This window comes from Actinotignum schaalii (assembly GCF_028864145.1).
In the GTDB taxonomy this organism is placed as follows: Bacteria; Actinomycetota; Actinomycetes; order Actinomycetales; family Actinomycetaceae; genus Actinotignum; species Actinotignum schaalii_B.
This window is the reverse complement of record NZ_JARBHJ010000030.1, coordinates 16,917-35,036: the sequence shown is the minus strand read 5'-3', so window position 1 is coordinate 35,036 and position 18,120 is coordinate 16,917. Positions and strand designations below refer to the sequence as shown.

The window sequence follows — 18,120 nt, the reverse complement described above, 5'->3', positions numbered from 1 at the left end:
CACCCCCCCCCCCCCCCAGCGCCCCCCCCCCCCCCCCCCCCCCCCCCCCCGCGCCGCGCGCCCCCCCCCGCCCCCCCCCCCCCCCCCCCCCCCCCCCCCCCCCCCCCCCCCCCCCCGCGGCGGGAAGCAACCCGTGGCCGTAGGCATCACCTTTGATAACCGCCATGATTTTCTGGCCCGTGAGATGGGCCCGTACCCGGGTGAGGTTCTGTTCGAGCGCACCCAGGCTGATGGTAGCTCGGGAGGTGAAAACTGCGGGATCAAGGTTAAACATGGTGTTCTTCCTGTTGAGGCGCGGATAGGGATGCAGTGCGGGAGCTGGCGAGCTGCGGGCGCGCTGGTCGCCTACGGGCGAGCCGCGCTACGCGCTGCGGGCCGCGGCGCGGGGTGCGGGCGTGCCTGTATTCTACGCGCCGCCCAGAATCTGGCCGATGACCTCCGGGATACGCGCGGCGATCTGGGCTGCGGTGATAGGCCTGCCCGGCGCGGGCGCGGGCTCCCCGAGAGCACTCCGTGCCGGCGCTGCGAAAGGCGTTCCGGCCGCGAGCGCGGCAGCGCGGGCATGGATGTGCAGGGCAGCGGCCGCGATGCGGGCGGCAGGCTCGGTGAGTTCAGTGTGTCCGGCAACCTCCGTGGGCTCGGCAACCACGGCGTGCTGGGCGAGCATAGCGCCGATGAGCCCGGCCAGCACATCGCCAGCTCCGGCCACGGCCCGCCAGCTGGGCGCCCCGCCCTGGGCGTAGCACGGTCCGCTCGGGCTGGCCACCACATCAACGGATCCCTTGAGCACCACCGTCGCACCCAGCCGGGCCGCCAGGGCCCGCGCGGCCGCCACCGGGCAGGACTCAATGACCGCGCGGCTCAAAGGAGCACCGTCCGCGCTATGGAGGTCCAATTGGGCGGCCATCAAGGCAGCTTCCCCGGCATGCGGGGTGAGCACCACGTGTTCGCCGAACCGCGCGCCCTCCCGCGCCGCCATATCGGCGATGGCGGGCAGGGCCCCGGCATCCACGACCACCGGGGATCCGTCTTTGAGCGCGGCGTACAGCAGCGCCGGCGCCCCCGGCGGATCACCCGAACCAACCGCGAGGGCCTGGATGCGCCCCGGGGCCGCCACCACTTCCGGGTGCGCGGTGATGACCAGCTCCGCGACCTCATTCTCGCCGAGGTAACGTACCATCCCGGGTCCCGCCGCGAGAGCGGCCGTCGTCGTTAATAAACCCGCACCCGGGTACTGCACGGAACCGGCCACGATCCCCACCACGCCGCGGGTGTATTTGTGGTCGTCCGCGCCGGGCACCCGCCACAGGTCCGCCACATCGGCATCGCCCAGGTGCAGCACGGCCGGCTCACCCAGGTAGGGTGCGAAGCCGAGCTCCACCACCTCGATGCGCCCCGCGGCCCGGCGGGCCGGGTCCAGCACCAGCCCGGCCTTGGCCGCCCCCATGGTCACGGTGAGGTGGGCGGAGAGGTAGGGGCCGGGGAGGGCGCCGTCGTCCACACCAATGCCGGAGGGGGTATCCACCGCGACCACGAGCGGTTCCACCGGGCTGGCCAGGCGCTCGGATTCCAGCGCACCCAGCAGGGAAGCCAGCGGTTCACGCGCCGGACCGCGCGCCCCGATACCGAGCAGCCCATCCACCCAGACGGCGCTGCGCCGCGCCACCGCGACCGCCTGCGCCAGGCTTGCTTCCCGGATGAGGGTACCACCGGCCTTTTCCAAAGCCTGCGCCCCCGCCCGGTGGCATGCGGGCAGGGGCGCCACCGCCACCACGGCTGCCCCGCGCCGCGCCAGATATGCACCGGCGTAGAGGGCATCCCCGCCGTTATTACCCGCCCCGGCAAAAATAGCGATGCGGGTCCCGCTCACGCGGATGGAGCGGCGGCGCAGCTCCCAAATAATCGCATTCGCGAGCGCCCGGGCCGCCCGCGCCATAAGCGGCTCGCCGGCCGCCAAGAGAGGTTCTTCCGCGGCTCGCACGGCCTGGGCATCATAGGTACGCAACATACTGGTATGGTAACGCGCCCCCGCGGCCGTGGCACGGGGCCGCCAGCCTCTCTGAGCACGGCCGTGAGCTCCAGGCCGCGGATCCCCACCCGATGCGGCGGGGCTGGGCGCCCAGCTAGTAGGCTGGCCCCATGGAGTCCAACCGTCACCTCGTCACGTTCACGCACGACGAATGGAGCGCCCTCGCCAAAAACGCGCCCCTCCCCCTCACGCACACGGATGTGCGGCACCTGAAAGCCCTGGGCGACCCGATTGACCTGGCCGAAGCGGATGCTATTTACCGCCCGCTCTCCGCGCTGCTGCAAATGTACGCCCAGGAAATCGGGGATCTGCATCGCAAAACTTCCGATTTTTTGGGCTTGCGGGAACAGCGCACGCCTTTTGTGATCGGGATTGCCGGCTCGGTTGCGGTAGGAAAATCGACGACGGCGCGACTTCTCCAAGAGTTGCTTCGGCGCTGGCCCTATACTCCCCGCGTGGACCTGGTGACTACCGATGGCTTCCTCTACCCCAATGCGGTGCTGGAAGAGCGCGGACTCATGGACCGCAAAGGTTTCCCGGAATCCTACGATCACGCCGCGCTTCTTGATTTCCTGCGGCGGGTCAAATCCGGGGAGGACCGCGTGGAGGTGCCCCGCTACGATCACGTTATTTACGATATTGTGCCCGGTCAGCATCAGGTGGTGGCCCATCCCGATATCCTCATCCTGGAAGGGCTTAATGTGCTCCAACCGCCACTGCTGGCCGCCGGCGGGCGCCCCGGGGCTGGAAAATTGACCGGCTCCCGGGCACGTCTCACCCCCACGGATCCCGCTTTCTACACCGGGAACCTCACCGCGGTCTCAGATTTCTTCGACGTCTCGATTTACGTAGACGCCTCCCCGGAAGATCTAGAAACCTGGTACCTCTCGCGTATTTTCAAATTGCGCGACGTCGCTTTTCACCTGCCCGGCGCCTATTTCCACCAATTTGCGGATATGCCGGACGCCGAGCTGCGGGACCGTTCCCTCGAGATCTGGAATGCGATCAACCTGCCCAATCTGCTGGAGAATATTCAGCCCACGCGCGAGCGCGCCGATATCATGCTCTGCAAGGGAGCCGACCATCGAGTACAGCGCATTCACCTGCGCAAATTGTAGCCAGACTTCCAGAAGCCGAACCCCGGGAGTCACACCAGTATCTGCGGGGCACTATGGGTTTTCATGGGTGTACTTCGTATGTACGACATTCGCAGCACACCCATGAACATCCCTACCAGGTCCGGCAGCGCCCGCGCTGACCAGCAGCGCAAGCCGGCCAGCAGGGCATGCGGGATGAGGCACATGGCTAAGTGGCGGCGGCGTCGTAAAAATATCGAGCGACGCGCACCGCGAAAGTTACACCAAGAGTTATAACGCGAGGTTCGTGGCCACCACGTCTGCGAGTTCGTGGGCCACGGCGTCCGCTTCTTCCTGGGTGGCAGCCTCAACCATCACCCGCACCAGCGGCTCGGTGCCCGAGGGACGCAGCAGCACCCGGCCCGTCTCCCCCAAGCGTTCCTCGACCTCACGGACCGCGCGCTGGACCTGCTCGTTTGTGGAGGCCGCGGCTTTATCCACATTCGGCACATTGACGAGAATCTGCGGGAGGCGGGTAACCACGCTGGCGAGTTCGCGCAGGCTGCGCCCGGATGCCGCAACTTGCTGGGCGAGGAGCAGGCTGGTGAGTGAGCCATCGCCGGTGGTGGCTTTTTCGAGAGAAATGACGTGGCCGGATTGTTCGCCGCCCAGGCTGTAGCCCCCGCGGCGCATCTCCTCAAGGACGTAGCGGTCCCCCACCCCGGTTTGGACCGTGCGCACGCCGTGCTCCTTCATGGCGAGCAGCAGGCCCAGGTTGGACATGACCGTAACGACGAGGGTATTCTGCGCGAGTTTGCCGGCATCCTTGAGAGCAAGAGCGAGGATCGCCATGATTTGGTCGCCGTCCACGAGTTTGCCTTCGTGATCGACCGCCAGGCAGCGATCCGCGTCGCCATCAAAAGCCACCCCGAAATCGGCACCGTTATCCACGACGGCGCGCTGAAGAGCCTCCGGGTGAGTGGAACCGCAACCGTCGTTAATGTTGTAGCCAGAAGGATCAGCGTTAATAACAATAACCTTCGCTCCGGCGCGGCGCAGCGCCTCGGGCGCGATGGCGGAGGTGGCACCGTTTGCGCAATCGGTGACAATGGTGAGTCCATCCAGGCGGGTGGTAATCGCGGTGGTGAGGTGGTCCAGGTAGAGCCGGTCCCCAAATTCCGCGGTATCGCTAATACGGCCAATACCGGCGCCGGTGGGGCGGCCCCAATCCGTGCCGAGGAGTTCTTCGATTTCGTCCTCGAGGCTGTCTTCGAGTTTGAAACCTCCCTTGGCGAAGAATTTAATGCCGTTGTCCTGCATCGGGTTGTGGGAAGCGGAAATCATGACACCCAGGTCATAGCCGCCTTCCGCGGTGAGAAAAGCAATACCGGGAGTGGGAATAACGTCCACGTGTTCCACGTCCACTCCGGCACCGGCGAGCCCGGCAGCCACCGCCTGGGAAAGCATCCCGCCGGAAACACGCGAATCCTGACCAATAACCGCGCGCGGGCGGCCCTCCCCATCGAATTCGCGGGTGAGAACTCGCGCTGCGGCTTCCCCCAATTTCACCGCCAGATCCGCCGTCAGAGCTCGGTTTGCGAGTCCGCGGACGCCATCTGTTCCAAAAAGTCGTGGCATTACTCAGCCTTTCGCCAAGGCGCGGCCGGTGCCGCGCCGCATGTGCTTCCCTCTGTTCTTACTTCGCCCGCGAGATCCGGAACCGGAGGCGGCTGCGAAACTTATATCGAATCTGGCCGTCCTGGCTGGTACCGCGGGTGCGCTGTGTTCTACTGTAACGCGCACCGCCCGCTGGCGGAAAAAGGAACGCGGGGTGGACGCGCGCTAACCAAAGGGCGAACGGGGCACATGCAACAAGGGAGGCCCCGAATTGGGACCTCCCTTGTAAAAAATGAGCGATGCACCCAGATAGGCGCATAGCGCCGAAGCTTAACGCTTGGAGAACTGCGAAGCCTTGCGGGCCTTCTTCAGGCCGGCCTTCTTGCGTTCCACCGCGCGAGCATCGCGGGTGAGGTAGCCGGCCTTCTTGAGGGCCGGGCGATTCGCTTCGCGGTCAATTTCGTTGAGGGCGCGGGCGATGCCGAGACGCAGCGCACCGGCCTGGCCTGAGATGCCACCACCGTTGATACGGGCGATAACATCGAAACGGCCTTCGAGATCAAGCAGGGTGAAGGGGGACTTCACGAGCTGCTGATGGATCTTATTAGGGAAGTAATCGGCCAGGTCGCGGCCGTTCACCTTCCATTCCCCCGAGCCGGGGACGAGCCGGACGCGGGCAACGGCTTCCTTGCGGCGGCCGAGTGCCTGACCCGGGACAGCGGCGGATACACCCTGACCGACCTTGGGGGTTTCGGTCTCTGTGGTGTAGGAGCCGCTGAACTCCTCCTCCACCTGGGTGTCAACATGAGTTTCTGACATTGATGTAAATCCTGTTCCGAAAAAAGCGGCCGAACGCGACTCGCTTATTGGGCGATCTTCTTCAGCTCGTAAGGTTCGGGCTTCTGAGCTTCGTGAGGATGCTCAGCGCCGGCAAAAACCTTCAGCTTCTTCAGCTGCTGGCGTCCGAGAGACGTGTGCGGAAGCATGCCGCGCACCGCCTTAATAACGGCCTGCTCGGGATTCGAGGCAAGGAGTTCGGCATACGAGGTAGCCTTGAGGCCCCCCGGGTAACCGGAATGCCGGTAAGCCATCTTCTGCGTTGCCTTGCTTCCCGTGAGGGTCACCTTGCTCGCATTCGTGATAATAACGAAATCGCCGGTATCCATGTGAGGAGCAAAATTCGGTTTGTGCTTCCCACGGAGCAGGGCGGCAACCTGAGCTGCCAAACGCCCGAGGACAACATCGGTGGCGTCAATGATGTACCACTTCTTCTCAATGTCGCCGGGCTTAGGAGTGTACGTGCGCACGTGCGTAGCCTTCGTTTCTGATATTGGTTCCGAGCATCCGCCGTGGTGGCGGGCGAAACCGTAACGGTCAAAAGTTGGATGTGCCCTTCACAGCGCGCGACGAGTGGGAATAAGCATCGCGCCGATGGTATGGACAACAACGCTCTATCATACCCGTGGCGCCTACGCCGGTCAAAGCTTTGCCGGCGCTGTGAGGTACTCCACCGGCGCTTTTACAGGATGGGGGTGGGCAGATCCACCACGGGTTCGGCCCGGCCTTCTGTGACCCACAGGCGCACATGTGGCGCAGTGATCGCCAGCACCACCAACACCGAGATTCCGGCCGGGTACATGGCCGCGGTTTCCCCCGTGGTTGCCAACAAGAGATACAGCAGTGCAATACCCGCTTCGCAGGCAAGAAACAGCACCCAGGCCACCCGGGAATGGTTGGCCACCCCGAGCAGGAGCAGCAGCATGACCAGGTAGAGCACCACATCCACCGCGGAAGCCGGGAGCATATCGGTAACCAGCGCAGTTCCCAGCAGTACCGTGATCGCCACCGCGGAAAAGAGCAGAGCCCCGGGCGGGACGCGGTGTTCGGCCGCGGTGCGCGCGAGCTCGGTGGCCTTTTCTGCCATAGCACTGGAATTGCGCCACCCCGGCTTGCCCGCGGAGTCACTACGCAGATAACCCGAACGACGATGGCCTCCACCCGGACGGCCCGCACACGAGTAGTCAGAGTGCCCGCGCCCGAGGCGCGCCGTCGTTCCGCTACCGGAATCGCAGCGGCCGGAATACTCCTCAGTATCGAGGCCGCTCTCCTCCATACACGCACCCAGGCGCACGGCCGCGCCGGTGACATCGAGGATAGGAAGGTCACCGTCGGTTTGGATCTCATCCCCGCCGCCGTTGCGTGAGCTATAGGCGTTGAAATACTGTTCGATAACGCTCACGTGGCTTTCGGGATCGGCGTAGCGCACCGTGTTGATAATGAAATCCCGCTCCGCATCGATATTCGGGTCGATTTTGTGGGTGAATTGCCCGGTGAAAATGGATAGCCCCACGCTGCGATCAAAGGTTCCGGCGGCGAGCCAGGTGATGCGTTCCCCGCCCGGGAGGGTCCAATCGGGTGGGCAGCGCCAAAAGCGCACGTGGTGGCGCTGGGCCGCATTGCCGTCCACTTCCTGCTGGTAGGCGAATTCCTGTTTCCGGGAGAACAAATACAAATCAGACACCGGTGCGGAAGGATAGGAACGGCGCAGCACCGCGGCCACGATAATGCGCCAAGATGTACGGAAAGTAATAGGTTCGGCTTCGATCCAGCCCGCGGCCCGCATGGCCGCGTGAATATCCGCCTCACTACCCTCCCAGCCGATATTAACCGGGTCCCCGAGGATACCGTCCGCAGTTTTGGTGCGCCCGAAGAAATAATCCGGCACGTACATAAGCGAAAAAAGCTGATGCAGGCGCGGGAAAGCGAAATATGCCGCAAGCGCCCAAAACACCAGCAGGTGCAGCCACCACAACGGCTGCCCGGGAAGCCCCCGCAACAAAAGGAGCACAGCCAACCAGAAACTATAAATCAGGGCGACGACGACGAACAGCCCCGCCAAGACCGCATACAAAGGGAAGCCCCGCCGCAGCCGCTGCCGGGGCAGGCGCGTATAGGCGGGTGGGCACGACGGAACCGGCCAGCGCTGGTCAGCGCTGTGCCGCACCGAGCGCACCGGCGTTGATTGCGCAGCTTGGCTTTGTTCCTGAGTCACGTTACCGATTTTACCCGGGGCCGACGACACGTTAAATCGGCACGAATCGAAGATGCGCACCGCGCGTGGAATGGTGGTGGCCAGCATTGTCACGGCCGCGCGCAACGGTAGCTGCCAGCTAATCCTCTAGCAGCGTACGGATGGCCCGAGAAGCCTCAGCGCGCGCAGCCCACTGACCCGGTTCAGGATAATTCACTTTTTCGAGAGTGAGGGGATGGGGCGGGGCTACCACCACTTCCCCGTCCCGGCTCGCTTCGCGCAAGCGCCGGGCCGGCCAGCCGGCATCGCGCCGCCCCTCGCCCACCCGGAGCAGAGAGCCCACGAGGGTGCGCACCATGGAATGGCAAAAAGCATCGGCCACCGCGTGAATGGTTACCAGCTCACCTTCTTCAGCCACGTCCAGAGCCAGGAGCTCGCGGACCGTCGTCGCCCCCGGGCGCGGTTTGCAATAGGAGAGGAAATCGTGTTCGCCCAGGAGGGAGGCCGCGGCCTCCCGCATCGCGCTCAGGTCGAGCGGGCCGGCCAGCCAGAGGACGTCGCGTCGTCGTAAAGGATCGAAGTGACCCACCGCAATGCGGTACGTGTATTCGCGCGAAACCGCGGAAAAACGGGCATCGAAATCGGAGGATACCTCGCGGGCGCTGTGGAGCACAATATCGGCGCTCCCCCGCGGGCCGCTCGCAGCGCGCGCGAGCAGGCCCTGCACCCGCCGCACCAGCACCCGGGTGGGGTCATCTTGAGAACGCCCCGCCGCCGCGGTGAGCACCGCGCGCGGCACATCCACATGGGCGACCTGCCCGCGGGCGTGCACCCCGGCGTCGGTGCGCCCGGCCACCGTGAGCATGACCGGAGCTCTCAGCACCGTGGCGAGAGCCTCTGTGAGGGTGCCTTCCACGGTCCGCAGGCCGGGCTGCGCTGCCCAACCGTGAAATTCAGTACCGTCGTAGGAAAGATCAAGCCGAAGCCGAAGGTTTTGCGCTAGCGTGTCACTCATGGATCCAGTTTCCCATGCCGAGTCATCCTCCCGCATACCCGAGAGCCGCGCGCCAGAAGGCCACGTGCCCGAGGGCCGCGTAGCCGAAGGCCGTGTACTCGAAAGCGAGGAGCCGGCCCTCCCACTTGGCACCGCACCGCTGTACGCGAGTGCACCCAGCCCGGAGGACACCGCGAATGCCACCACCGCGGCCGCTGTTTCCGGACCGCGCACCTTCGCGGTAGATTGCGGCGGGGGCGGCATCAAAACGGCGCTGCTGGACGCTGCCGGCACCCAGATCGGACCGGCCCGGCGCACCCCGGTCCGCTACCCCTTCTCCCCCGCAGCTCTGGAAAATATCATTGCCGCGGATGCCGCCGCGCTGCGCGCCGAGGGCGCTGATTTTGAGCGACTCACGGTAGGCATGCCCGGGATGCTGCGCCACGGCATTGTGGTGTATACCCCGCATTACATTCGCCGCGCCGGTCCGCACACCCGCCTCGACCCTGAGATGGAAGCCGCCTGGAACGGCCTGGATATTCGCGCTGCCCTCGCCGCGCGTTTTTCCCGGCCCACCCTGGTGCTCAACGACGCCGAGGTAGCTGCTGCCGCAACCGTGACCGGCCGGGGCTTGGAAGTGGTCCTCACTTTTGGAACTGGCCTGGGCAACGCCATTGTTGATAACGGGGTGCTGGCCCCGCACCTGGAGTTTTCGCACGCCCCGCTGCGCTGGGGCCTCACCTATGATGACGTGATCGGGGAAATTGAACGCATCCGCTTGGGTGATGCCGCGTGGAGCCGGCAGGTGGCCCGCGCTATTGAATCCCTCTACCCGGTCATCCGCTGGGACACCCTCTACCTCGGGGGCGGCAACGCAGCGCGCATCACCGAGAGCGTGCGCGAACGCCTGAGCGGCTCGGTGGTCTTTATCCCGAATGCCGCCGGAATGAGCGGCGGGGTACGTGCCTGGGATCTGGTGGCAGCTTCCGAGCGAGCCCGCGCGGAACAGTAGGGTAAATAGACAAACTCGGGGGTCTTCCCATGAGAGCCTCATGGGCCTCACGAAGTTCAATAGTCACACCAACCCCTGGGGAGGTGGTATCTGTTTTCCGAGCTGTACTTCGCATGTACGACATCCGCAGTACGTCTCAGAAAAACACCCTACCCCGGCCGGCGAGGCGGCCCGGCCAGGCACAGTGCGAATCCGGGACATCTCCTCCCGCAGGATGCGCGTAAGGAACACGAAATCGCCCCGAAACGGTGCTCTCCCTCGCACTTTGTTTCCGGGCGCGGTTCATGCGGTTCAGGGCCGGATACAAGCCAAGGACACGCCGCCATGGAACCCGCTTTTGCCTATTACCCCCGCCCACGCCAGTGCCCGCGGCCGCGCCCAACAGTAGCCGCGCGTCCTGCGGGCAACAGTAGCCCCGTGTCCTGCGGGCAACAGTAGCCCCGTGTCCTGCGGGCAACAATAGCCCCGCATCCCCTAGCCAACAGTAGCCCCGCATCCTGCGGGCAGCGAAAAGGGCTCCGGAAACTCGCGTTTCCGAAGCCCTTCTCTCAAGCTTCCCGGCAGCCCGGTTAGTCAAGCAACCGAACCAACCGCAGGCGCTTCTCTAGCTTACTTAGCTTCTTCAGCCTTCTCCGCTTCCGCAGCTTCATCCGCGCTGGCGGCCGACTCTGCCGACTCCGCGCTTTCGGCGGATTCAGCGGACTCCGCGCTTTCGGCCGATTCGGCGCTCTCCGCAGATTCTGCCGATTCAGCAGCTTCGGCTTCTTCCGCAGCGGCGGCACGCTCGGCGGCCTTTTCCGCTTCCTTAACAACCGCCTGCTTCGGGGAAACCTTCTCGGTCACCAGCGAAATAACGGCCATCGGGGTGTTATCACCGCGGCGGTTACCCACCTTGGTGATGCGGGTGTAGCCGCCCTCGCGTTCCGCGAACAGCGGGGCGAGTTCCTCGAAGAGAATGTAGGCGGTTTCACGATCGCCGAGCACCTTGAGTGCTAGGCGGCGATTGTGGGTGTCCCCCTTCTTCGCCTTCGTGATGAGCTTTTCGATATGGGGACGTACCGCGCGAGCCTTCGCTTCGGTGGTCTTAATCGACGTGTGATGAATAAGTTCCTTGCACAGGTTGGCAAGAATCTTGCGCTGGTGGGCGGGGCTGCCGCCGAGGCGCGGACCCTTGGTGGGCTTAGGCATTGTCTACTCTCCTAGTAAAATTATGTGGCTGCTCAGGCCTGAGAATCGTCGCTGAACTGCATCCCGTAGTCATCGAATCCGCCACCGAGGAAGCTCGATCCGGAATCCTTGAGGCTCAGGTCCATCTTCGCCAGTTCATCCTTGACATCATCGATGGACTTCGCCCCGAAGTTGCGAATATCGAGCAGATCGGCTTCCGAACGCTGCACCAGTTCCCCAATGGTATGGATACCTTCGCGCTGCAGGCAGTTCTGAGAACGTGCGGGCAGATTGAGGATGGTGATCGGACGCTGCAGATCCGAGGAGCGCTGCTCGGTCACCGGTGCCGGACCAATTTCGATACCTTCGGCTTCGTCATTGAGATCCACGGCCAGGCCGAAGAGCTCCACGAGGGTCTTGCCGGCAGAGGCGAGAGCGTCCCGAGGGGTCGTCGATTCCTTGGTTTCCACATCAACCACGAGGCGATCAAAGTCGGTGCGCTGTTCCACACGGGTGGCTTCCACCTTGTAGGAGACCTTGAGCACCGGCGAGTAGATCGAGTCAATCGGAATGCGGCCGATCTCATCGTTATCGCCCTTGTTGAGAGCCGCGGAAACGTAGCCGCGCCCGCGTTCAACCGTAAGGTCGATTTCGAGCTTGCCCTTGTCATTGAGGGTGGCGATATGGAGATCCTGGTTGAGAATTTCCACACCCGCCGGCGGAGTGATATCCGCCGCGGTCACTTCGCCCGGGCCGGTCTTACGCAGGTACATGAGGACGGGTTCGTCGTTATCCGAGGAGACAACAAGTTCCTTGAGGTTGAGGATGATTTCCGCAACATCTTCCTTCACACCGGGAATAGTGGAGAACTCATGGAGCACCCCGTCGATGCGGATCGAGGTGACCGCAGCACCGGGGATGGAGGACAGCAGGGTACGACGCAGGGAATTACCCAGTGTGTACCCAAATCCGGGTTCGAGCGGTTCGAGGACGAACCGGGACCGGAATTCGGAGATCTTCTCTTCACTCAGAACGGGACGTTGTGCAATGAGCACGATTCTTTCCTTTCCGCAAACAACCGCTATATGAGGTTTGCGTACCCTCGCGAAACTCTGTCTGTCCGCGAGGTGCGGGCGCGGCTTTTCCTGTCAAAGCCCGTGCCCTGGGAGGGGTGCCGCAGAGGCCGTGGCCTCTGCGCCGGCGTCGTACCTAAAAGGCGACGCCGCAACGCACCGCGCCGCTACTAGACGCGACGGCGCTTGGGCGGACGGCACCCGTTGAAGGCCTGCGGAGTCACATCGGAAATGGAGGTGACTTCCAGCCCGGAGGCGGTTAGGGAACGGATCGCGGTTTCGCGCCCGGAACCCGGACCCTTGACAAACACATCAACCTTCTTCATGCCCTGTTCCATGGCCTGACGCGCGGCGTTTTCCGCGGCGAGCTGCGCGGCGTAGGGAGTCGACTTACGCGAGCCCTTGAAGCCAACCATCCCGGAGGAAGCGGAAGCAATAACCGCACCGGTGGGATCGGTGATGGACACGATGGTGTTATTGAAGGTGGACTTAATGTGGGCCTGACCCACGGTGACATTACGACGCTGATTGCGACGCGGACGGCGTGCACCGGCGTTAGCAGAACGAGTCTGACGAGCCATAATCTATTTCTCCTGAACTACGACGAAGCCTACTTGGCCTTCTTCTTACCGGCCACGGTGCGCTTGGGGCCCTTGCGGGTGCGCGCATTGGTCTTGGTGCGCTGCCCGTGCACGGGCAGGCCGCGACGGTGACGCAGGCCCTGGTACGAACCGATTTCGATCTTGCGGCGAATATCGGCCTGGACTTCGCGGCGCAGGTCGCCTTCAACCTTGTAGTTCTCGTCGATATGGTTCTTGAGTTTCACCAGATCGTCTTCAGTGAGATCACGCACGCGGGTATCCGGGTTCACCCCGGTAGCGGCGAGGGTCTCGTGGGCGCGGGTGCGTCCAATGCCAAAAATGTAAGTAAGCGCGATCTCAATCCGCTTTTCGCGGGGGAGATCAACGCCGGAGAGACGTGCCAATTTCTTAGCTCCCTTAGTTATGCCGGAGGTATCGGGCACTGATGTTCCCACGGGTCTCTATTCCGTGAGCCCCGGCCTCCGGACCGGGGGTTGCCTTGCGGCTAACAGTGCTGGTGCAACGGGGCTTTAGCCCTGACGCTGCTTATGGCGCGGATTCGAGCTGCAGATCACCATGACGCGACCGTGGCGCCGAATGACCTTGCAGTTATCGCAAATGCGCTTAACGCTCGGCTTGACCTTCATGAATAACTTTCCTTGTTGATCACTTGTAGCGGTAGACAATCCGCCCGCGGTTCAGGTCATAGGGCGTGAGCTCTACAACCACCCGATCCTCGGGCAGGATACGAATGTAGTGCTGACGCATTTTGCCGGAAATATGGGCCAGAACTTCATGCCCGTTTTCCAGCTCGACCTTGAACATCGCGTTGGGCAGCGCTTCGATCACGCTACCTTCAACTTCGATGACGCCGTCTTTCTTCGCCATGTTCCTCGCTAACAGTGTTGCCCGCACCGGATTGTGCGGGACATCAAAATCGGTGCGCAAGCGTGCGCCATACGGGCACACGGCACCGACGTTCAATACTACTGCACGAAGCCGCCCCTATGTAAGGGGCGGCAGCGATGTTATGGGTCACGTGTAGCGTGGAGAGCGCGCGGGTACCGTCTTCTCGCGGTGCGGTTGTAGTACGACGGCGCAGCCGCCTAGTCCCCGAGGGGAACCGGAACCACTCCGTACTTTGCGAGGCGGGCCGCTCCCCCATCGGGCTCGTTGAGCACCCAGATACCTCCGGCATGCTTAGCGATTTGGCTTTCCCAGTGGCAGGCATCCTTACCGTCCGCGGTTTTCACCGTCCAGCCATCAGCCAGGGTGATGTTCTCCTGGGATCCAGCGGTAAGAATCGGTTCGATGCACAGCACCATTCCCGCCTTGAGACGGGGCCCGCGCCCGCGAGTCCGGTAATTGAAAACCGTGGGATCTTCGTGCATAGCCCGCCCGATCCCGTGCCCGGTGAATTCTTCCACGATGCCCGGTTCGGGATCTTGGGCTACCACGAAATCGTCAATGGCTGCCCCGATATCGGAAACGAATTTCCCGGTGGCCATCGCGGCGATACCCACCCACATGGATTCTTCCGTAATATCCGAGAGACGCTGGCGGGCGGCCATCTTCTTCTCATCCCCACCCGGGAGAACGACGGAAAAGCAGGAATCCCCATTCCAGCCGTTGAGGAGCGCCCCGCAGTCAAAGGAGACCAGGTCCCCCGGCGCCAGGATTTCCTCTTCGCTGGGGATACCGTGCACTACGGTGTTATTCACCGAGATGCAAGTCTGGGCCGGGTAATCGTAATACCCGTAAAAATTCGAGACGGCCCCGTGGGCCTCCAAGACGGCCTTGGCGCGCTGATCGAGCTGCGCCGTCGACATCCCGGCGCGTACGTGGGTGCGCAAGTCATCATGAATCGCGCGCACCACGAGCGCAGCCTGGCGCATGCCCAGAATATCCGCCTCGCTGCGAAGATTAATCATCGCTATGCCTACCGGCCCAGGAAATCGCGTAGCGCGTCATCAATTGCGGCCGCAACTTCCTCCACGGTGCCCAAGCCGTTCACGGAAACCACGAGCCCGCGACCGGCGTATGCATCAATAATCGGCTTGGTGGTCGCGTGATAGACCTCGATACGGTGGCGGATAACCTCCTCCGTATCATCGGCGCGGCCCTGCTCCTGGGCGCGTCCGAGGAGGCGCTGGACCACAACGTCGTCGTCGGCCTGGAGCTCCACAACAACATCCACGTTCTTCTCACCGAGCATGGCGTCGAGGGCGCTTACCTGGTCGAGGTTGCGCGGGTAGCCATCCAGGAGGAAACCAGTAGCCGCATCGGCTTCACCCAGGCGCTCCTCCACCATCTGGTTCGTAACGGAATCAGGGACGAGTTCGCCCTTTTCCGAGTAGGAGGCAGCCAGCCGCCCCAATTCATCCTGGGCCTTCGCGTGCGCGCGGAAAAGATCACCGGTGGAAATAGCCGGGATGCCGTAACGCTCCGCAATGCCGGCCGCCTGGGTGCCTTTGCCCGCGCCCGGGGGGCCAACCAAAATCAAACGTACAGACATGAGTGGCACCTTTCTGTGTTTATCGGTGCGGAGCGCGCCCGCGCCCCGCTGGGAAGAGGGGGCGAGGCCGCGTTAGCGGATACCGCCGAGGAAGCCTTCGTAGTGGCGCTGCTGGAGCTGGGCGTTGATGTCCTTCACAGTCTGGAGGCCCACACCCACCAGAATCATGATGGAGGTGCCGCCGAAGCCGGACTGTACGATGCCGAGCGCGCTGAAGAGCAGCAGCGGGATGAGGGCCACAATGGTGAGGTAGGTGGCGCCCACCCAGGTGAGGCGATTAGAGACGAAGTGGAGGTAATCCGCGGTGGGTTTGCCGGCGCGCACATTCGGAATGAAGCCACCGTATTTCTTCATATTGTCCGCGACTTCGTCCGTATCGAAAGCGATGGAGGTGTAGAAGAAGGTGAAAGCGAAAGTGAGAAGCGCGTAGGTGAGAATATAGGCCCAGCCGTTGTGCTGGAAGTTGCGCTGGATCCAGACCACCCAGGACGAATTCTGATTTCCGAAAGTGGAGATCATGGTGGGGAGCATGAGGATCGAGGAAGCGAAGATCACCGGGATAACATTCGCCATATTGATCTTAATGGGCAGGTAGGTGGTGGACCCGCCGTAGGTACGCCGGCCGATCACGCGCTTGGCGTACTGGACCGGGATGCGGCGCTGGGACTGCTCCACAAAGGTAACAACCAAGGTGATAAGCGCGAAGACCACGATGACGATGAGGAGAGTGCCAATGCCGTGCCCGGCGTAGATCTGACCCATCATCGAGGGGAAGCCGGCGCAAATACCGGTGAAGATGAGGATGGACATACCGTTGCCCACCCCGCGTTCGGTGATGAGTTCAGCCATCCACATGATCAGGCCGGTACCGGCTGTCATGGCGAGGATGGTCATGGTGTAAGTCCACCAGGTGGCATTCGGAATGACCGGTTCTTTACACCCGGCAAACAACGTGAAGTTCGCGGTGGCTACCACGACCGAGGACTGGAGCAGGCCCAGCCCAATGGTGAGGTAGCGGGTGTATTCCGTCAGCTTCGCGGTACCCGACTGGCCTTGCTTATGCAGTTCCTGGAAACGCGGAATGACCACGCGCAGCAGCTGCACAATAATCGAGGCCGTAATATAGGGCATAATTCCCAGGGCGAAAACGGAGAGCTGCATCATCGCACCGCCTGAGAACAGGTTGAGCATATCGATGAGATCCTGCGCGCCCGACTGCTGCGTGGTGCACTCCCGAATATTACTCAGGCTCACGAACGGAGCCGGGATGAAGCTGCCCAAGCGGTAAATCACCATAATCATCATGGTGAAAAGCAACTTGCGGCGCAGATCCGGGGTGCGGAAAGCAGCTGCGAAAGCCTTAATCAAGATTCCTCCTGATGGTGACGGATCGCGCGGGGCAGTCCGTTATCGTCGAGAACCGTCGGGTGACGGAAATGGGGACAAGCGTATTTTCGGGGAAAGTACGCACGACGGCGCACTGGCAACGCTGCGTATTTGCCACTGAAAGCAATCTTTCAGCAACGCTGCCCGCGCCCAGAAAAAAGCTCGCCCCCGCCATAATAGCGGGGACGAGCAAATTTCGCACTGTTCATCCACAGAGTGTGGGTGAGTGCTCAGTCAAACGGTGGCCGTGCGGCCAGCGCGTATTACTTGGATTCGACCTGCGGCGCGGAGATAGAACCCCCGGCAGCCTCGATCTTTTCCTTAGCCGAGTTCGACCACGCTTCCACTTCGACGTCGAGCTTGACGGAAATCTCACCGGTTCCGAGAACCTTGACCGGGGAGTTCTTGCGAACCGCACCCTTGGCCACGAGATCCGCCGAGGTTACCTTCCCACCTTCCGGGAAGAGCTCGCCGAGCGCCGAAACGTTAACGACCTGGTATTCAACCCGGAACGGGTTCTTGAAACCACGCAGCTTCGGAAGGCGCATATGCAGCGGCATCTGGCCACCTTCGAAACCGGGACGCACGGTATTACGTGCCCGGGTACCCTTGGTACCGCGGCCGGACGTCTTACCCTTGGATCCTTCACCGCGACCAACGCGAATCTTCGCCTTGTTCGAACCCGGAGCCGGACGCAGGTCGTGCAGCTTAATGATGGAATCCTTTTCCGTTTCCGCCATTAGTCAACCTCCTCCACGGTAACGAGGTGAGCCACGGCGCGAACCATGCCCTTCACCTCGGGGGTATCCTCGCGCACAACGGACTGTCCGATCTTACGCAGCCCGAGCGTGCGCAGGGTGTCCTTCTGGCGCTGGATCGCACCAACAACACCCTTGACCTGGGTGATCTTAAGATTTGCCATTACGCACCAACTCCCGCGGCCGCGGCCTCATTTTCCGCCTTGGCGGCTTCGGCCTCTTCGATCTCGCGTTCCTTGGCTTCCGCTTCGGCGCGCGCCCGCAGCATAGCTTCGGGGACAACACGCTCGATGGGGAGCCCACGCCGGGCAGCAACCGCTTCGGGCTGCTCGAGCTGCTTGAGGGCAGCCACGGTGGCGTGCACGATATTGATCGCGTTCGAGGAACCGAGCGACTTGGAGAGCACATCGTGAATACCCGCGCACTCCATGAGGGCACGCACCGGGCCGCCGGCAATTACGCCGGTACCGGGAGCGGCCGGGCGCAGCAGCACGACGCCGGCGGCGTCTTCGCCCTGCACCACGTGCGGGATAGTCCGCGCGATACGCGGGATGCGGAAGAAGTTCTTCTTCGCTTCCTCGGTACCCTTAGCGATAGCGGCGGGAACTTCGCGGGCCTTGCCGTACCCGACACCCACGAGGCCATTGCCGTCGCCCACCACCACGAGAGCGGTGAAGGACATCCGGCGGCCACCCTTGACCGTCTTCGCAACGCGGTTAATGGTCACCACGCGCTCGATATAAGCGTTCTTTTCTTCACCGCGACGATTGTCACGGCGGTTATCACGACGGTTATCGCGGCGTCCGCGACGACCTTCGTTGCGATTTTCCCGGCCGTTCTGGGCCGGATCCTGCTGCTCTGCAGCCATTTTCCTCTGCCTT

Annotated in this window: 21 protein-coding genes; 2 read left to right on the top strand and 19 right to left on the bottom strand. The window is 63.0% G+C overall.

What is annotated here, in order from left to right; all coding sequences use genetic code 11:
* Together PWJ82_RS09610 and PWJ82_RS07375 are read right to left on the bottom strand one after the other, a co-directional pair.
* Positions 1–274 (bottom strand): alanine racemase (locus PWJ82_RS09610; RefSeq protein WP_425536592.1); only part of this gene is annotated, 274 nt, incomplete at its 3' end.
* Between the two features lie 132 nt (positions 275–406).
* Positions 407–2,008, bottom strand: coding sequence for a bifunctional ADP-dependent NAD(P)H-hydrate dehydratase/NAD(P)H-hydrate epimerase (locus tag PWJ82_RS07375; RefSeq protein ID WP_274736050.1), 1,602 nt, complete (start codon positions 2,006–2,008; stop codon positions 407–409).
* A gap of 131 nt (positions 2,009–2,139) precedes the next feature.
* On the opposite strand from PWJ82_RS07375, the gene coaA reads away from it, so the two are divergent.
* A complete protein-coding gene (gene coaA, locus PWJ82_RS07370; protein WP_274736049.1) occupies positions 2,140–3,147 on the top strand; it encodes a type I pantothenate kinase in 1,008 nt (335 codons plus the stop codon).
* A 249-nt stretch (positions 3,148–3,396) separates the two neighbouring features.
* Here coaA and glmM read toward each other — a convergent pair whose 3' ends face one another.
* The 5 genes from glmM to truA all read right to left on the bottom strand — a co-directional run bounded on the left by glmM (position 3,397) and on the right by truA (position 8,768).
* Positions 3,397–4,743 carry a phosphoglucosamine mutase gene (gene glmM, locus PWJ82_RS07365; RefSeq protein WP_274736048.1) on the bottom strand — a complete coding sequence of 449 codons (1,347 nt, stop codon included), beginning with the start codon at positions 4,741–4,743 and terminating at the stop codon, positions 3,397–3,399.
* 309 nt (positions 4,744–5,052) lie between these two features.
* Entirely contained in the window at positions 5,053–5,541 is a 489-nt protein-coding gene (rpsI, locus tag PWJ82_RS07360; RefSeq protein ID WP_274736047.1) for a 30S ribosomal protein S9, read from the bottom strand.
* A 44-nt stretch (positions 5,542–5,585) separates the two neighbouring features.
* Complete coding sequence (gene rplM / locus PWJ82_RS07355; RefSeq protein WP_016443071.1) at positions 5,586–6,029, bottom strand: 50S ribosomal protein L13; 444 nt, start codon at positions 6,027–6,029, stop codon at positions 5,586–5,588.
* Between the two features lie 212 nt (positions 6,030–6,241).
* Positions 6,242–7,774, bottom strand: a complete 1,533-nt coding sequence (locus PWJ82_RS07350; protein WP_274736045.1) for an LssY C-terminal domain-containing protein — start codon at positions 7,772–7,774, stop codon at positions 6,242–6,244.
* 118 nt (positions 7,775–7,892) lie between these two features.
* Positions 7,893–8,768: a tRNA pseudouridine(38-40) synthase TruA gene (gene truA / locus PWJ82_RS07345; protein ID WP_274736043.1), complete on the bottom strand. Its 876-nt coding sequence runs from the start codon at positions 8,766–8,768 to the stop codon at positions 7,893–7,895.
* 241 nt (positions 8,769–9,009) lie between these two features.
* On the opposite strand from truA, the gene PWJ82_RS07340 reads away from it, so the two are divergent.
* Positions 9,010–9,759 (top strand): ROK family protein, encoded by a 750-nt coding sequence (locus tag PWJ82_RS07340; RefSeq protein WP_416341603.1) that lies wholly within the window; start codon positions 9,010–9,012, stop codon positions 9,757–9,759.
* Between the two features lie 609 nt (positions 9,760–10,368).
* On the opposite strand, the gene rplQ is transcribed toward PWJ82_RS07340, so the two are convergent.
* The 12 genes from rplQ to rpsE form a co-directional block, all read right to left on the bottom strand.
* Positions 10,369–10,947 carry a 50S ribosomal protein L17 gene (gene rplQ / locus PWJ82_RS07335; RefSeq protein WP_274736041.1) on the bottom strand — a complete coding sequence of 193 codons (579 nt, stop codon included), beginning with the start codon at positions 10,945–10,947 and terminating at the stop codon, positions 10,369–10,371.
* A gap of 32 nt (positions 10,948–10,979) precedes the next feature.
* Complete coding sequence (locus tag PWJ82_RS07330; protein WP_016443076.1) at positions 10,980–11,981, bottom strand: DNA-directed RNA polymerase subunit alpha; 1,002 nt, start codon at positions 11,979–11,981, stop codon at positions 10,980–10,982.
* Positions 11,982–12,169: 188 nt separating this feature from the next.
* Positions 12,170–12,580 (bottom strand): 30S ribosomal protein S11, encoded by a 411-nt coding sequence (gene rpsK / locus PWJ82_RS07325; protein WP_016443077.1) that lies wholly within the window; start codon positions 12,578–12,580, stop codon positions 12,170–12,172.
* A 29-nt stretch (positions 12,581–12,609) separates the two neighbouring features.
* Positions 12,610–12,984 carry a 30S ribosomal protein S13 gene (gene rpsM, locus PWJ82_RS07320; protein WP_026428270.1) on the bottom strand — a complete coding sequence of 125 codons (375 nt, stop codon included), beginning with the start codon at positions 12,982–12,984 and terminating at the stop codon, positions 12,610–12,612.
* Between the two features lie 126 nt (positions 12,985–13,110).
* A complete protein-coding gene (rpmJ, locus tag PWJ82_RS07315; protein ID WP_016443079.1) occupies positions 13,111–13,227 on the bottom strand; it encodes a 50S ribosomal protein L36 in 117 nt (38 codons plus the stop codon).
* A gap of 19 nt (positions 13,228–13,246) precedes the next feature.
* Complete coding sequence (infA, locus tag PWJ82_RS07310) at positions 13,247–13,468, bottom strand: translation initiation factor IF-1 (RefSeq protein ID WP_016443080.1); 222 nt, start codon at positions 13,466–13,468, stop codon at positions 13,247–13,249.
* Between the two features lie 218 nt (positions 13,469–13,686).
* Positions 13,687–14,511, bottom strand: a complete 825-nt coding sequence (gene map / locus PWJ82_RS07305; RefSeq protein ID WP_274736040.1) for a type I methionyl aminopeptidase — start codon at positions 14,509–14,511, stop codon at positions 13,687–13,689.
* 8 nt (positions 14,512–14,519) lie between these two features.
* Positions 14,520–15,095 (bottom strand): adenylate kinase, encoded by a 576-nt coding sequence (locus PWJ82_RS07300; protein WP_274736038.1) that lies wholly within the window; start codon positions 15,093–15,095, stop codon positions 14,520–14,522.
* Positions 15,096–15,167: 72 nt separating this feature from the next.
* Entirely contained in the window at positions 15,168–16,463 is a 1,296-nt protein-coding gene (gene secY / locus PWJ82_RS07295; protein WP_016443083.1) for a preprotein translocase subunit SecY, read from the bottom strand.
* Between the two features lie 281 nt (positions 16,464–16,744).
* The gene (gene rplO, locus PWJ82_RS07290) at positions 16,745–17,221 is read right to left on the bottom strand and encodes a 50S ribosomal protein L15 (protein WP_126134694.1); all 477 of its coding nucleotides are present in this window, start codon (positions 17,219–17,221) and stop codon (positions 16,745–16,747) included.
* Positions 17,221–17,403 (bottom strand): 50S ribosomal protein L30, encoded by a 183-nt coding sequence (gene rpmD / locus PWJ82_RS07285; protein WP_026428275.1) that lies wholly within the window; start codon positions 17,401–17,403, stop codon positions 17,221–17,223. Before rpmD ends, rplO begins: the two co-directional genes overlap by 1 nt.
* Complete coding sequence (gene rpsE, locus PWJ82_RS07280) at positions 17,403–18,107, bottom strand: 30S ribosomal protein S5 (RefSeq protein WP_126134693.1); 705 nt, start codon at positions 18,105–18,107, stop codon at positions 17,403–17,405. The genes rpmD and rpsE overlap by 1 nt, the downstream gene beginning before the upstream one ends.
* Positions 18,108–18,120 lie beyond the last annotated feature (13 nt).

What these genes read in the sequence shown, in the direction of transcription:
- PWJ82_RS07375 (WP_274736050.1), bottom strand. Translation starts at nt 2,008, where the DNA reads ATGTTGCGTACCTATGATGCCCAGGCCGTGCGAGCCGCGGAAGAACCT.
- coaA (WP_274736049.1), top strand. Translation starts at nt 2,140, where the DNA reads ATGGAGTCCAACCGTCACCTCGTCACGTTCACGCACGACGAATGGAGC.
- glmM (WP_274736048.1), bottom strand. Translation starts at nt 4,743, where the DNA reads ATGCCACGACTTTTTGGAACAGATGGCGTCCGCGGACTCGCAAACCGA.
- rpsI (WP_274736047.1), bottom strand. Translation starts at nt 5,541, where the DNA reads ATGTCAGAAACTCATGTTGACACCCAGGTGGAGGAGGAGTTCAGCGGC.
- truA (WP_274736043.1), bottom strand. Translation starts at nt 8,768, where the DNA reads ATGAGTGACACGCTAGCGCAAAACCTTCGGCTTCGGCTTGATCTTTCC.
- rplQ (WP_274736041.1), bottom strand. Translation starts at nt 10,947, where the DNA reads ATGCCTAAGCCCACCAAGGGTCCGCGCCTCGGCGGCAGCCCCGCCCAC.
- rpsK (WP_016443077.1), bottom strand. Translation starts at nt 12,580, where the DNA reads ATGGCTCGTCAGACTCGTTCTGCTAACGCCGGTGCACGCCGTCCGCGT.
- rpmJ (WP_016443079.1), bottom strand. Translation starts at nt 13,227, where the DNA reads ATGAAGGTCAAGCCGAGCGTTAAGCGCATTTGCGATAACTGCAAGGTC.
- infA (WP_016443080.1), bottom strand. Translation starts at nt 13,468, where the DNA reads ATGGCGAAGAAAGACGGCGTCATCGAAGTTGAAGGTAGCGTGATCGAA.
- map (WP_274736040.1), bottom strand. Translation starts at nt 14,511, where the DNA reads ATGATTAATCTTCGCAGCGAGGCGGATATTCTGGGCATGCGCCAGGCT.
- PWJ82_RS07300 (WP_274736038.1), bottom strand. Translation starts at nt 15,095, where the DNA reads ATGTCTGTACGTTTGATTTTGGTTGGCCCCCCGGGCGCGGGCAAAGGC.
- rplO (WP_126134694.1), bottom strand. Translation starts at nt 17,221, where the DNA reads ATGGCGGAAACGGAAAAGGATTCCATCATTAAGCTGCACGACCTGCGT.
- rpmD (WP_026428275.1), bottom strand. Translation starts at nt 17,403, where the DNA reads ATGGCAAATCTTAAGATCACCCAGGTCAAGGGTGTTGTTGGTGCGATC.
- rpsE (WP_126134693.1), bottom strand. Translation starts at nt 18,107, where the DNA reads ATGGCTGCAGAGCAGCAGGATCCGGCCCAGAACGGCCGGGAAAATCGC.